The organism is Prosthecobacter sp., from assembly GCF_044232965.1.
GTDB lineage: Bacteria > Verrucomicrobiota > Verrucomicrobiia > Verrucomicrobiales > Verrucomicrobiaceae > Prosthecobacter.
Window position 1 is genome coordinate 1 of sequence record NZ_JBIIKX010000011.1, and the last position, 12,387, is coordinate 12,387.

Below are 12,387 nucleotides of genomic sequence, written 5' to 3' on the forward strand. Positions count from 1 at the left end.
GGTGGCTGCGGGAAGTTCTCCGGCGACTATCCAGAGTTCCTGCTGGCGTTGCTTGGTTTGGCGTTGCTCAAACATGCAGGGTTGTTCTCATCACCCAGGAGGAGAGGTTTTTCAACAGGCTGCTAGGTCTTTGACGTAAACCGCGTAAGGCACCCCGTCTGCCACGGCCTGAAGGAGGGTTGACGTGCGTTTCATTTCAGCCTCGGCCAGAACTTTTTCGGTGACGTCCCGGCAGGTGCCCAGGGATCGCACAGGCTTGCCCTGCTCATCATGGAAGACCTGCCAGCGTTCGATGACATGCTTGATCCGGCCGTCTGGCATGAGCAGCCGGTGTTGGATCTCCCGCACGTCTGTCTGTTCGAGAGAATGGGCAAACGCCGTGTTCACCTCCTCGCGGTCGTCTGGGTGAACCAGCTTCAGGAAGTCCGCATGAGTCGGTCGAAACGTGGCCGGATCGGTTTCAAAGATGCGGTGGGTCTGCTCCGACCAGATGACAGCCAGGCTGGAAAGATCGGTCTCCCAACTGCCGACCTTCGCCACCTGCTGGGCGGTCACGAGACGGGAGCGCTCGATCTCCAACTGCTGCGCCAGCAGCCTTAGTTCCTGCTCGCTTTTTTGCAGGGCTTCCTGCGTTTTGCGCTGTTCGGTGATGTTGATGTGCATGACCACCGCTCCCTCGCGGCTGCCGTCATGCAGGGGGGCCACGATCAGCCGGAACCAGCGCTGCTCGCCGGGGGAATGACAGGGATAATCCAGCATGAACTCCTGAGCCTCACCGCGGAGCACCTGCTGGATGCCGAGCGCGGTGGTGCTGGCTTCTGCAGAGTGTTCACCGTGGGCTTTTTTGCACACATCAAGGTAGTTTTGACCCACGCCAAAATCGTCGCCGCTCATGAGATTCGCGCTGGCAAAGCGCCGCCAGGATTCGTTGACCGAAACAATGCGGCCCTCGGTGTCAACGAGTGTGATGTGGGCGGGCAGCGCGTTGAGTATGGCGATCTGGGTTTCCGCAAGCCGGCGCTGCACAGTCTCGCCCTCGTGGAGCTTCTGCTCCATTTGACGGCGCTCGTCCGCCCGTGCCAGATTGTCCAACTTGAAGGAGATGTCGAGCGCCGCCTCTTCGAGCAGCCCCGTTTCCTTGTCCTGGAAGAAGCCTGTCTCACCTGCATAAACGGTGAGCGTGCCGCACACGTCTCCTTTGAGCCGGATGGGGAAAACGGCGGAGGCGCGCAGGCCGCGGCATTTGGCTTCGTCCCGCCATGGGAGAAGAGCCGGATCGTTCATCATGTCATTGCAGATGCAGGGCCTGCCCTCGCGGAAGGCCGTGCCGGTCGGGCCTCGCCCCTCCGGGCGGTCGTCCGTGAAGATCTGGATGTTTTTGAGATAGCCGTACACGTCGCCTTTTTCAGCCACGGGCAGCAGCCTCCGGGTTTCCGCCTCCGGCCAGCCGATCCAGGCCATGCGGAAACCGCCATGATCGATCAGCGCCTCACAAACCTCCTGAAACAACGCGTCACGGTCAGGGGTGCGTACAATCGCCTGGTTGATGTGGCTGAGCGCGGCATACAATCGTTTGAGCCGCTCGATCTCGGACTCGTGTGCTTTCAGGGCCTGGTAGCCATCCTCAATTTTGCCAAAGTAGTGGCGCACCAGAATCAACAGCAGCAGCGAGGTCGTCATCACGAATGCCAGGCCTTTGTAAACGCTGATTTGAATCAATAGCCTCGGATCGGCGATCAACGCGTGCAATGCGCGGTCGGAAAAGACAATCCAGAGCGTGGCAGATAAAGCATAGGCTGCTGCCACCCACCAGGCCTCCGCTTGCAGCCCTCTGATGCTGAATTTCGCCGCCAGACTGCGCCAGCGGGTCAGGCTTTCTATGGGGGTGGGGGGTGTTGGGTTCGCTGCGTCACTCATGAGTCACAAGGGTGTGGCTTGGTGGCGGAGTGTTCTGAATTGTTCATTCGTTTTGATTGGCAATGACAGCGCTCCCTGGCTGGAGAGCAACGCTCATTCCACGCCTCCAGTTGTCCTTTTGTCGCCTGATCACGTCAATATATCTTGCCGGCATGCTCTCAGAGTCGTTGCGTCGGTGCGTCTGCTGCGTGAGTATGTCTTTCATCGCATGCTGCGCACCATTGGAAGACACACGCTCAATCTCGTCCAGGTCATGGGCGACTTTGCGCTCTTCACCGGCATCTCGTTTCGTTCCGCCATCGGTTCGCGGAAAATCGTTCGCCGCATCGCCCGTGCGGGTTTTGAGCAGGGCACGCGTTGTCTGCCGGTGATTCTGATCGTGGGCATGTTCACCGGGCTGGTGCTTGGCTTGCAGGGGTATTATGTGCTGAATCGCTTCGGCTCAGAGAGCCTGCTTGGGACGCTGGTCTCGCTCAGTCTCGTGCGTGAGCTGGGGCCGGTGCTGGCAGCGCTCATGCTTGTGGGGCAGGCGGGGTCGGCCCTGGCGGCGGAACTCGGCATTCAACGCAACACAGAGCAGATAGCCGCGCTCGAAACCATGGGCGTGAGCAGCCATGCGTATCTGGTGGCCCCGCGTTTGATCGCGGCGCTGGTGGTGTTTCCGATGCAGGCGGCCTTGTTTATCACCGTGGGGCTGTGGGGCGGCAGTTTGTCCGGTTCATTACTGCTGGGGCTGGAACCTGGCATTTACTGGTCGGCGGTGGAGCGGGCGGTGGAGTCGCAGGATGTGCGGGAATGTTTCACCAAGGCCGTGGTCTTTGGCCTGCTCACCATCGCCCTTTGCTCCTATCATGGTTTCAACGCGCACCGCTGCCGTTCCGCCACCGGGGCGCGGGCGGTGAGCGCCTCCACCACGCGCGCGGTGGTGCAGTCCTCCATCATCGTGCTCGCTGCGGATTATGTGATCACCTCCTTTCTTGTCTGAGCATGGCCGCCGACTCCCCACCTCTGCTGCTCCATGTCGAAGGGCTGCGTAAACGCTTCGGTGACAACGTCGTGCTCGATGGCGCGAGCCTCGATGTGCCGCGTGGCAGCCTCGTATCCGTGCTGGGCCGCAGCGGCGCGGGCAAGTCTGTCTTTCTCAAGTGCCTGGTCGATGTGATGCAGCCTGACGCAGGGCGCATTTCTTTCGATGGTCGTCTCTTGAGCGCCGGTGATCCCGTCGCTCGGGCTGAATTCCGCCGCCGTTGCAGCTTCCTGTTTCAAAGCAACGCGCTGTTCGACTCCCTCACCGCGTTGGAAAATGTGGCGCTGCCGCTGGAGCAGACGACCCGGCTTGCTGACAAGGAAATCCATGCGCGCAGTCTGGAGGCGCTGCGTCAGCTGGAGTTGGAGGCACATCGCGACCGCTATCCCAGCCAGCTTTCCGGCGGCATGCAGAAGCGCCTAGCCCTGGCGCGTGCCATCGTCACGAAGCCGGAGCTGGTGCTCTTTGACGAGCCGACCGCCGGCCTCGACCCGCTGCGGCGCAACGCTGTGTTTGCCATGATCGCCAAGTATCAGCGTCAGTTCGGCTTCACGGCGGTGGTCGTGACGCATGACGTGCCGGAGGCCCTGGTGGCCAGCGACCGCGTGGCGCTGCTTGACAACGGGCTCATGTGCTTTGAAGGCACGCCTGCCGAATTTTCCACCTCGGAGCTTTCCGTGGTGCGTGATTTTCGTGATAGTACCTCCGCGCTTGGCAGCTCTCTTGCTGACATTCGTCGTGTGCCAGCCCCTCAACCCGCAGATTCATGAAACAGGCCAGATTGGAACTCCTCGTCGGTGTCTTTGTGGTGCTCGGCATCGCCGCCGTCGCCTATTTGACGGTTATGCTAGGCTCCGGCTCCCTGCTGGGCGGGGACACCTACGAGATCGAGGCGCGGTTTACCAACGCTGGCGGACTGAACCCCGGCAGCAGTGTCGTGGTGGCCGGCGTCTCGGTTGGTCGTGTGGAGGCGATCCGTGTCAATGCGGAGGATTACACGGCCATCGCCACGCTGCGTGTCATGTCCGGGCTGAAGCTGCCCACCGATTCAATGGCCTCGATCAAAACGACCGGCCTGATCGGCGACAAGTACATCCTGCTCGCCCCTGGTGCCGATGAGACCTCGCTCAAAGCCGGTGATCGCATCACCATGACTGAATCCTCGGTCGATATTGAATCCCTGATCGGCAAAATGGCTTTCGGCAGTGTTGATAAAGAAAATTCCCCAGCCCCCGCTCCCGCTCCTGCACCATGATCTCGCGCATCCTTCTCACCACTCTCATCACCTGCTCGTTTGCCGCCGGGCTTGCCGCCTCGCCCGAAGAGGCACAGCAACGTTTGAAATCCGCGGTGAACGAGGTTCTTGGCGTCGCCGACCGCGTCTCGAACCGTGCTACCATGGCCGAGAGTCTTCGCCCGACGCTGCAGAAGCACATCAGCTTTGAGACCATGACCCGCCGCGCCGTCGGCCTTGGCTGGAAGACGTTCACACCGGCGCAGCAGAAGCAGGCCACCCAGCTTTTCACCACGCTCATCATCCGCAGCTACGGCAGCAAGTTCACGCCCGGTGAGCATCCGGTCATCAATTATCAGAAAGCGCAGACTCCTGCCGCCGGTCGCGTCGATGTGCCCACCAGCATGGTGTACAAAGGCAGCCACTACAGCGTGACCTACCGCATGGAGCAGGACACCGGCTGGCGCATCGCCGATGTCGTGATCGAAGGGGTCAGCCTCATCGCCAACTACCGCAGCCAGCTCGACGCCCAGTATAAAAAAGGTGGCGCGGAAGCTGTCTTAAGCTCTCTTACGCAGTCCGTCTCCCGTCCCCAATGAAAACTATCATCCTTCGCCTTATGCTCTCGGGTGCCGTTGCCTTTGCAGCGGCTTGTACCTCCACCAAGTCACCGAAGGCGGTGGCTGCCAGCAAACCGACCGTGGTTAAAGCGGCCACCAGCAAGGCTGCTCCGGCGGCAAAGACCGGCACGGATGAGCTGGATGACTATGCGGAGGCTTCCGTTGCCGACCCACTGGAGCCCTTCAACCGCATCATGTTCAAGACGAATGACTGTCTTTATCTCGTCATCTTCCGCCCCATCTCCAAAGGCTACGAGTTCATCTTGCCCAAGCCTGTGCGCAAGGGCATCGACAATGCCTTCGAAAACGTCAAATTCCCGGTGCGTTTCGTGAACTCTGCGTTGCAGGGCAATTTCAAGCGTGCCGGCCAGGAAACTGGCAAGTTCCTCGTCAACACTCTGGGCGGTGTAGGCGGCATCTTCCGTCTCTCGGACAAAGTCCCCTCGCTCGTCAACATCCCGGCTGAGGATCTCGGCCAGACATTCGCGAAGTGGGGCATCGGGCATGGACCGTTCATCGTGCTGCCGCTGCTGGGCCCCAGCACCGTCCGTGAGACCGTTGGCCTCGCGGGTGACTATGCGCTTAACCCCGTCAATTGGGGGCTCTTCTGGCATGGCGGTGGCGATTGGGAGCACGACTGGACCATCATCCCGCCTTCTGCCAACACCCTGCGCTCTCTGCCCGACCAGTTGGAGAAATACGACGCCGCCACGAAAGACGCTGTCGATCCTTACATCTCCGCACGCAGCGCTTTCATCCAGAACCGCGCCGAAGCGGCCAGGAAATAACGGCTGCGTTGTTTCAAGCTCAAGGGTGCGGACGGATTCACCGTTCGCACCTTTTTCATATCATCCCTTTCACTTTTGCGGCATCGGCGAGAGTGAGTTCGCTCGTCGAATGCGCCCTGGACAAGGGCTGCAAGGTCAGGATTGACCATGTGATGGTAAGATCAATCCTGGTATCATACGCTAGTGGGGCATTTCAGCATGGTCGCTTCGGATCCACCCCAGCTTGATCGAAGTGCCATTGCCTGGGAACGAGGAAGTCGCTGGACGGCCCTGCGGATGCGGGGAAGAAGTGCTGGCATGAAGTCACCCTTGCCTTGCCTCCTCCTTCCGTTGCTCTGCCTGCTGCCCGGCTGCTCGGGGAGCGGTGAGAAACTGGACACGGCCTGGCGCTCGTTTGATCCGGCGGGGCATTCCCGCATGCACCGGGAGAAGTATTACCCGAATGAGCGCAAGACCGGCCTGCGGCTGCCGGGTGACAGCGGGCGGTGAGCGGTTACCTCACCACCTTGCCGCCGAGGGAGAGGATGCGGGCCTTGCCTTTGGCGTCCTCGGCTTCGGCGATCTGCTTGTTGGCGACGTACATCTGCGAGAGGGCGGTCCAGGCGAGGAGATCGTTCGGCTGGAGCGTGGTGGCCATCATGCCGGCGCCGATGGCTTCTTTGATCTCACCATTCCTCAGCAGGGCCATGCCGAGGGCGTGCCAGCCCTCGAAGAAATCCGGCTGCTGGGCCACGCAGCGGCGGTAGAGGGCGATGGCCTCCGGCAGTTCGCCGAGGGCGACGTGACCGCTGGCTTCATCGAACAAGTCCTCGACGCTGGCGGGTGTGTCGCTCATGAAGATGAGGCTCAGGAGGCGGCTCCCTGGCCGAACTTGGTGACGACTTTGGCGGCGGCGTTCTGCTTCTTGAACCAGCTCTGGAAGAGGCTCATGCGCTCCTGGCTGGAGAGTGAATCGGTCTGGCTCTGGCGCACGGCGGCGGCGTCGGGGCGCTTGCGCAGCTCCTTGGCGCTGACGTGGATGAGCAGGGTGCCCTGATCGTAATCGACCGCGTTGGAGACGGCGCCGACGGCGGTTTTCCCGGCCTGCTGGGCGATGAGGAAGCCATTGGGCACTTCCTGCGGCGGGTTGGCGATGTCGATGTCTGGCAGCGCGACGAGGGTGAGCTTCTTTTCCTTGGCGAGGTCTTCGATCTTCTTACCAGCCTTCAAGCCGTCGTTGAGCGCGGTGCGGGCTTCGTTGACAGCCTTGGAGCGGGCCTCGTTGGCCTTCTGGCCGACGAGGGTTTCCTTGATCTTGTCCTTCACGGCGGCGAGATCCTGCTGCTTGGGCTCTTCAATGGCGGTGACGTCAAAGACGTACCAGCCTGCGGTGCCTTCGACGGCTTCAGGAATGGTCTTGGAATCCTTCGCACGGGCGAAGATGAGGTTGAGCAGTTCGCTTTCCGTCTTCAGCGCGGCAGGTGGCTCGGCCTGGACGAAAGCGGGGACGACCTCGACCTTTTCCTTGGTCTGCTTGGCGGCTTCGGCGAACTTCATGCCGGTGGCGGTGAGCTTGTTGAAGGCGTTCACGCGTTCGACCTGGGCATTTTGCGCCTTCTGGCGTTCTTCGAGGGGCTTTTTGTCGAGGTCCTTGGGATTCTCAAAGAACACATAGCTGACGGCGCGCTTTTCGACGGTCTTGTAGCTGTCCTTGTTCTCGTCGTAGTACTTTTTGATCTCGTCGTCGGTGACGACGGCGGCCTTTTTGAAGGTCTCAGTCTCGAAGACGATCTTGGAGCCCTTGAAGGTGTGGTGGGCGCTGGCGTACTGCTTTTCAGCGGCGAGCGGAGAGGCGACGTAGCTCTTGGAGACGAGGTCTTGGAGCTTCCGCAGGCCAAGGGTGTCCTTCATGATGCCGAGCAGGTCACCGGGCTCGAAACCCATGGCACCGGCGTTTTCTTCCAGCATCTGTGCGCGGGAGATGTCGAACTTGCCGTTGGTCTGGAGGACGGGGAGCTGCTCCAGCGCGGCGCGGGCCTCGGCGTCGCTGACGCGGATGCCGGACTGCTCCATGAGGTGGCGGGCGACGAAGAGATTGATGATGGTGTCCGCGCCGCCGCCGAATCCGCCGCCGGAGAGCTGCATGAGCATGCCGGGCAGCTCATAGGCCTGCATGTAGAACTGGGCGAACTGGAGGGCGCGCTGGGCACGCTGCACATCACCGACGGTGTGGTCCTTGCCAAAGACGGTGAGCGCATGGTCGGTGATCTGCGTCCGCTTTTCATAACTGGCATCGCCACGCCAGCCCCCCCAGACGGAGAAGGAGATGATGATGATGATTGTCAGCGTGATAAGGAAGGCACCACGATGGTGGCGGAAGAATTCGAGCATGGTCGTGCGGGGCGGTGGAAGGGCGCGCAATTAGGCGCTCCACACTCAGGCGGCAACCGGAAAAACGTTCCGGCAACCGCCAGAATGCTTGAAGGTGGATCAAAGCTAGTCGGTGAGCACCGAGCCGGCGGGTGCGCTTATCAAAACTTGGGCGGCTGCGGTGTCGTTCATGAGGGTCGATCTGAGGAAGGCGAGGGCGTGGCGGCGGAAGAGGGCCTGCTGCGGGGCATGGACGAAGCCGCAGGCGAGCTGGCCGAGAAGGTCGGTGGGCCATTCGGCGTCGAGGTGGGTGCCGCCCCGGATCTTCAGAACGAACTTCGGGCCAGTGAAAGCCTCGGCGAGGGGCTGGGCGTTGCCTTGCATGTTCCAGGCCTCTGGCTCGGCGCGGAGGACGGCGGCGGGGATTTTCAGCGTGGCGGCGATTTTTTGGCCGCTGCCGTCCATATCGACGGGATCAAGGCCCACCCAGGCATCCACGGGTGTTTTCGACGCGGCGATGAGTGTGGTGAGTCCGCCCATGGAGTGGCCCATGAGCGCGGCCTTGCCATTGCAGCGGACTTTGAGCGGGAGCGCATTCGTCCGCAGTTGCGTGACGAGCCCGTCCAGCGCCCGCGCGTTCAGTTCGTGGTTTGCCAGGGCTGGCTGCGTGGGCACGGCGGCGAGGAAGCCCTGCGCGGCCAGTTCCGCGCCCCAGCCGGCCATGTAGCGCTTGGACCGCGTGAAGCCGTGCGCGACGACGACGAGCGGTGCGGGGGCGGCGTGATCCGCCGGAAAGTAAAACGTGACCGAGACCTGGCTGCCTGCGAGCGTGAGATGGCGTACTTCCTTGGTCACGCCTGAGGGCAGGACGGGAGCCTGCGTGCAACTGGCCCAGTAGAGGAGCCCAAGCAGCACGAGTCCGAGGATCAAAAGGCGGGGCAGCCAGCGGAGGAGACGTTTCATGGCATGAGTCTGGCCCATGGGGCCACCCGCTAAAACCTCAGCATCTCGCCCACGGGCAACGGTTTGTTCTGGCGGATGGATTCCTCGGCCACGAGGCACAATCCGGCGCTCCAAAGACCGTCGAGGCCGGTGGCGGCGGGCTTCTTGCCGCTGCGGACCATTTCCACGCATTGGGCGATCTCCTCGCGCAACTCAAAGACCTCGCCGCTGTGCTTTTCGAGCTTCACTGTTTCGAGGTGCTCGCCGTCGAAGACCTTGAGGAAGTATTCCGGCTCCAGCGTGCGATCCAGCGCACCGCTCCACGCGGCCCATAGCGCGCCCTTGGTGCCGCTGACTTTGACGGTCTGATGATGCTCAAAGGCGGCGAGGGTCTGCGACACGACGGCGTAGCTGCCGTTCGCGTATTTGAACATGGCGCTGAAGTTGTCGAACAAGGTCGGGCGCTGCGGATCGCGCGAGTTGGCGTAGGCGTGGAGTTCAATGGGATCACCGCTGCTTTCGAGATACCAACGGGCAAGGTCGAAGAAGTGGATCGGCTCCTCCAGCACCCAGGAGCCGACGCGGTTCTGATCGTAGCGCCAGCCGCTGGCTCCTTGGCGGTAGGGTTTCCGCGACAGCTCGACGAGGACGTATTGCGGATCGCCGATGGTGCCCGCGTCGATGATTTCTTTGATGCGGCCCCACTGGCTGGAGAGACGCAGCTCGTGCCCGACAGCGAGATGCACACCGTATTGCCGCGCTCCGGCGACGATGGCCTTGCAGTCATCGAGCGTGATGGCCATCGGCTTCTCCAGCAGGACGTGTTTGCCCTTCGCCATCGCCGCGAGCGCGATCTCGCGATGCGTGTGGCTCGGCGTGGCGATGTCGATGATGTCAAACTCCGCCTGCGCGATCATTTCCAGGCTGTCGGCGAAGATTTGTGCCTCGGGATAGAGCTTTCGAGCCTCCTCGCGCGACGCCTCCGACGGAGCGGTGATGGCGACGAGGCGTGCATCCGGGTTTCCACCGATCGATAAAGCGTGAAATTGGCCCCAGGCACCGAATCCGGCGAGGGCGAAGCGAATGGGTGAAGACATATCAGCGACGAGGAGCGGTGGTGAGCGGTGTAACTGGATTGGGAACGCGGCGGCCTTGGAGTTCGTTCAGGCGGCAGGTGGGGAGCTTCGGGAGCACATGCTTCGCAAAGAGATCGCATTCATCGAGATGCGGATAACCGCTGAGAACGAAGGCGCGGATGCCCATGTCCATGTAGCGGTTGAGTTTGGCGAGCACTTGATCGGGATCGCCGACGATGGCGCTGGCACAGCCGCTTCTGGCGAGGCCGATGCCGCTCCAGAGATGCGGCTCAATGTAGAGGTCTTTGGACTGCGCACGGAGCTCGTCCTGGCGCTTCACACCGGCGCTCTGGCTGTCTTGAGAGCGGGCCTTGATCTCCGCGCCTTTTTCAGCGGTGAGCTTGGAGATGAGCCGGTCGGCGGCGGCGCGGGCCTCGGCTTCCGTTTCACGCACGATGATGTGCCCGCGGAAGCCAAAGTCGATTTGGCGACCATAGGCCGCGGCTTTTTCGGACATGCCACGCATGGTTTCGGCGATGCGGTCCTCCGTCTCCGGCCACATGAGGAAGACATCGCAATGCTTGGCACACAAATCCTGCGCGGCGGGCGAAATGCCGCCGAAGTACATGAGGGGCCCGCCGTTTTGCTGGTAGGGCTTGGCGGGTTCGGTGTTGGGAAGGGAGATTTGATAAAATTCGCCCTTCCATTCAAAGGGACCGTCGGTGCGCCAGAGGGCCTGGAGGATCTGAATGATCTCACTGGCGCGGGCATAGCGGACTTCGTTGCTCTCTTTCATGCCGGGCATGTCGGAGGAGATGATGTTGATGCACAGGCGGCCTTTGGCGATGTGATCGACGGTGGCGAGGGCGCGTGCGAGCATGGGAGGCCAGACTTCGCCCATGCGCAGGGCGACGAGCTGATTGATCTGCGTCGTCTGCGGAGCCATGGCGGCGGCAAAGGCCAGCGCGTCCTGCCCGGCGATCCAGCCGGACGGCAGAAGGATGTTCTGATAGCCAAGAGCATCGGCTTTGCGGACGATGTCGCCGCAGTGCTCGTAGCTGGAACGCAGGGAACCGTCGGGAACGCCGAGAAATTCGTAGTCGTCGGAACAAAGCGCGGAGAACCAGGCGACTTCGCAGCGGCGTCCAGGTGTGCGAATAGTAGGAGCACTCATCGTGGACTTGCGTGGATATTTCGGTTTAGGAAGGGCTGCGCAGGAGATTGCGCGCGCCACACATATTTCAATATAGCAATATGATGCTGGGCAACGTATTCCTGCAAGATCAATTTCCTAATCAGAATCTAAAAGATGAGAAGCCCCGAAGAACTTCGCCATAACCTCTCGCAGGCCATTCTGCACGTGCGCAGCGGCCATGCCACGTCGCGTCGTGTGCTGTCAGACGCGCTGCGGTTGTCGCCGAGCACCACCGGTTATTATGTGGACCAGTTGATCGCCTCCGGTCACTTGGCCGAGTCGGGCCTGGAGCAAGGACGCATGGGACGGCCTAAGCGGATGCTGCGCACGGTGCCCGGAGCGGGTTGGTTTGCGGGCATCGAGTTCAATGCCGAGCGTGTGCAGGCGGTGCGCGTGGATTTTTCAGGATCACAAACACGGACGCTGACGCACCGGCTGCCGGAGGATGCGGACACAGCATCTGTTCTCCAAGAAATCACCCGGCTGATCACGGAACTCCATGAGGGGCACAAAGGCTCTCTGCTTGGCATTGGCATTGGCGCTCCGGGCTTGATCGATCCTGCCGCCGGGGTGGGGTTGCATTACACCTTCCTGCCCGACTGGCGCAATGTGCCGGTACGGGCCGAACTGGCGAAGCACTTCGAGGTTCCAATCATCCTCGAAAACAACCTGCGCGTCATCGCGCTTGCGGAACGCTGGTTCGGAGGCGGTCGTGAACTCGATGACTACGTCATTCTGGGCCCGCGCAGAGGCTTTGGCATCGCGGTGGTGAAACGTGGGCGGCTGCTCGACGGCCAGCATCACGCGACAGGTGAAATCGGCCGCTGGGTGTGGCCTCTGAACGGCGAGGGTGGTGAGATGCAGCAGGCGCTCTGTTCAGCCGCCGTCTGGCGCAAACTGGCCGGAGCCAGCGACAGCGCAACGCTTCCGGTAGATCTGCGTGCGGCCTTGCAAAGCCTCGCGCAGACGGATGGTGAGGCATGGCAGGGCGTCGTGAGTGATTACGCGCGTGTGGTTGGCCTGCTGCATTTGTTACTGGATGCGCCGGCTTATTTCCTGCATGGGCCGCTGACGGCTTTGGGGCCGCGTTTTGGCACTGACATCGCCCTTCAAGCCATCAGGCTCATGCCCGCGCTCAAGGACATGCCGCCAAACATCGTGGCATCTGCCCTCGGCGATGACGCTGGCGCTCTTGGTGCCGCGAGTCACGCCATGGAAGCGTGGCAGCCTGCCTTGTGA

The 12,387-nt window shown here is 61.7% G+C and carries 13 protein-coding genes; 7 read left to right on the forward strand and 6 right to left on the reverse strand.

Translation table 11 applies throughout. The annotated features are described in order from the left end of the window. Nucleotides 1-111 precede the first annotated feature (111 nt). The gene (locus ACILSI_RS06765) at nucleotides 112-1,917 is read right to left on the reverse strand and encodes a GAF domain-containing protein (RefSeq protein ID WP_395721098.1); all 1,806 of its coding nucleotides are present in this window, start codon (nucleotides 1,915-1,917) and stop codon (nucleotides 112-114) included. A gap of 208 nt (nucleotides 1,918-2,125) precedes the next feature. Here ACILSI_RS06765 and ACILSI_RS06770 point away from each other — a divergent pair, with 208 nt between their 5' ends. The 6 genes from ACILSI_RS06770 to ACILSI_RS06795 all read left to right on the forward strand — a co-directional run bounded on the left by ACILSI_RS06770 (nucleotide 2,126) and on the right by ACILSI_RS06795 (nucleotide 6,075). After that, nucleotides 2,126-2,902 carry an MlaE family ABC transporter permease gene (locus tag ACILSI_RS06770; protein ID WP_395721099.1) on the forward strand — a complete coding sequence of 259 codons (777 nt, stop codon included), beginning with the start codon at nucleotides 2,126-2,128 and terminating at the stop codon, nucleotides 2,900-2,902. 2 nt (nucleotides 2,903-2,904) lie between these two features. Continuing rightward, a complete protein-coding gene (locus ACILSI_RS06775; RefSeq protein ID WP_395721100.1) occupies nucleotides 2,905-3,714 on the forward strand; it encodes an ABC transporter ATP-binding protein in 810 nt (269 codons plus the stop codon). Further along, nucleotides 3,711-4,199, forward strand: a complete 489-nt coding sequence (gene mlaD, locus ACILSI_RS06780) for an outer membrane lipid asymmetry maintenance protein MlaD (protein ID WP_395721101.1) — start codon at nucleotides 3,711-3,713, stop codon at nucleotides 4,197-4,199. The genes ACILSI_RS06775 and mlaD overlap by 4 nt, the downstream gene beginning before the upstream one ends. Beyond that, nucleotides 4,196-4,777, forward strand: coding sequence for a phospholipid-binding protein MlaC (locus ACILSI_RS06785; protein WP_395721102.1), 582 nt, complete (start codon nucleotides 4,196-4,198; stop codon nucleotides 4,775-4,777). The genes mlaD and ACILSI_RS06785 overlap by 4 nt, the downstream gene beginning before the upstream one ends. Continuing rightward, nucleotides 4,774-5,586 carry a VacJ family lipoprotein gene (locus ACILSI_RS06790; protein ID WP_395721103.1) on the forward strand — a complete coding sequence of 271 codons (813 nt, stop codon included), beginning with the start codon at nucleotides 4,774-4,776 and terminating at the stop codon, nucleotides 5,584-5,586. The genes ACILSI_RS06785 and ACILSI_RS06790 overlap by 4 nt, the downstream gene beginning before the upstream one ends. 297 nt (nucleotides 5,587-5,883) lie before the next feature. After that, nucleotides 5,884-6,075, forward strand: a complete 192-nt coding sequence (locus tag ACILSI_RS06795) for a hypothetical protein (protein WP_395721104.1) — start codon at nucleotides 5,884-5,886, stop codon at nucleotides 6,073-6,075. A 4-nt stretch (nucleotides 6,076-6,079) separates the two neighbouring features. Here the strand turns inward: ACILSI_RS06795 and ACILSI_RS06800 are convergent, their stop codons facing one another. The 5 genes from ACILSI_RS06800 to ACILSI_RS06820 form a co-directional block, all read right to left on the reverse strand. Then, nucleotides 6,080-6,421 (reverse strand): tetratricopeptide repeat protein, encoded by a 342-nt coding sequence (locus ACILSI_RS06800; protein ID WP_395721105.1) that lies wholly within the window; start codon nucleotides 6,419-6,421, stop codon nucleotides 6,080-6,082. 11 nt (nucleotides 6,422-6,432) lie between these two features. Further along, a complete protein-coding gene (locus ACILSI_RS06805) occupies nucleotides 6,433-7,956 on the reverse strand; it encodes a peptidyl-prolyl cis-trans isomerase (RefSeq protein ID WP_395721106.1) in 1,524 nt (507 codons plus the stop codon). Nucleotides 7,957-8,061: 105 nt separating this feature from the next. Next, nucleotides 8,062-8,898 carry an alpha/beta fold hydrolase gene (locus ACILSI_RS06810; RefSeq protein ID WP_395721107.1) on the reverse strand — a complete coding sequence of 279 codons (837 nt, stop codon included), beginning with the start codon at nucleotides 8,896-8,898 and terminating at the stop codon, nucleotides 8,062-8,064. 29 nt (nucleotides 8,899-8,927) lie between these two features. Continuing rightward, entirely contained in the window at nucleotides 8,928-9,974 is a 1,047-nt protein-coding gene (locus ACILSI_RS06815) for a Gfo/Idh/MocA family protein (protein WP_395721108.1), read from the reverse strand. Between the two features lies 1 nt (nucleotide 9,975). After that, entirely contained in the window at nucleotides 9,976-11,127 is a 1,152-nt protein-coding gene (locus ACILSI_RS06820) for an LLM class flavin-dependent oxidoreductase (RefSeq protein ID WP_395721109.1), read from the reverse strand. 135 nt (nucleotides 11,128-11,262) lie between these two features. On the opposite strand from ACILSI_RS06820, the gene ACILSI_RS06825 reads away from it, so the two are divergent. Continuing rightward, nucleotides 11,263-12,387, forward strand: a complete 1,125-nt coding sequence (locus ACILSI_RS06825) for an ROK family protein (protein ID WP_395721110.1) — start codon at nucleotides 11,263-11,265, stop codon at nucleotides 12,385-12,387.

Bases quoted from the DNA above. Each gene is read 5' to 3' on its own strand.
- ACILSI_RS06790 (WP_395721103.1), top strand. From the start codon at position 4,774: ATGAAAACTATCATCCTTCGCCTTATGCTCTCGGGTGCCGTTGCCTTT.
- mlaD (WP_395721101.1), top strand. From the start codon at position 3,711: ATGAAACAGGCCAGATTGGAACTCCTCGTCGGTGTCTTTGTGGTGCTC.
- ACILSI_RS06770 (WP_395721099.1), top strand. From the start codon at position 2,126: ATGCTGCGCACCATTGGAAGACACACGCTCAATCTCGTCCAGGTCATG.
- ACILSI_RS06800 (WP_395721105.1), bottom strand. From the start codon at position 6,421: ATGAGCGACACACCCGCCAGCGTCGAGGACTTGTTCGATGAAGCCAGC.
- ACILSI_RS06785 (WP_395721102.1), top strand. From the start codon at position 4,196: ATGATCTCGCGCATCCTTCTCACCACTCTCATCACCTGCTCGTTTGCC.
- ACILSI_RS06810 (WP_395721107.1), bottom strand. From the start codon at position 8,898: ATGAAACGTCTCCTCCGCTGGCTGCCCCGCCTTTTGATCCTCGGACTC.
- ACILSI_RS06825 (WP_395721110.1), top strand. From the start codon at position 11,263: ATGAGAAGCCCCGAAGAACTTCGCCATAACCTCTCGCAGGCCATTCTG.
- ACILSI_RS06765 (WP_395721098.1), bottom strand. From the start codon at position 1,917: ATGAGTGACGCAGCGAACCCAACACCCCCCACCCCCATAGAAAGCCTG.
- ACILSI_RS06820 (WP_395721109.1), bottom strand. From the start codon at position 11,127: ATGAGTGCTCCTACTATTCGCACACCTGGACGCCGCTGCGAAGTCGCC.
- ACILSI_RS06815 (WP_395721108.1), bottom strand. From the start codon at position 9,974: ATGTCTTCACCCATTCGCTTCGCCCTCGCCGGATTCGGTGCCTGGGGC.
- ACILSI_RS06795 (WP_395721104.1), top strand. From the start codon at position 5,884: ATGAAGTCACCCTTGCCTTGCCTCCTCCTTCCGTTGCTCTGCCTGCTG.
- ACILSI_RS06775 (WP_395721100.1), top strand. From the start codon at position 2,905: ATGGCCGCCGACTCCCCACCTCTGCTGCTCCATGTCGAAGGGCTGCGT.
- ACILSI_RS06805 (WP_395721106.1), bottom strand. From the start codon at position 7,956: ATGCTCGAATTCTTCCGCCACCATCGTGGTGCCTTCCTTATCACGCTG.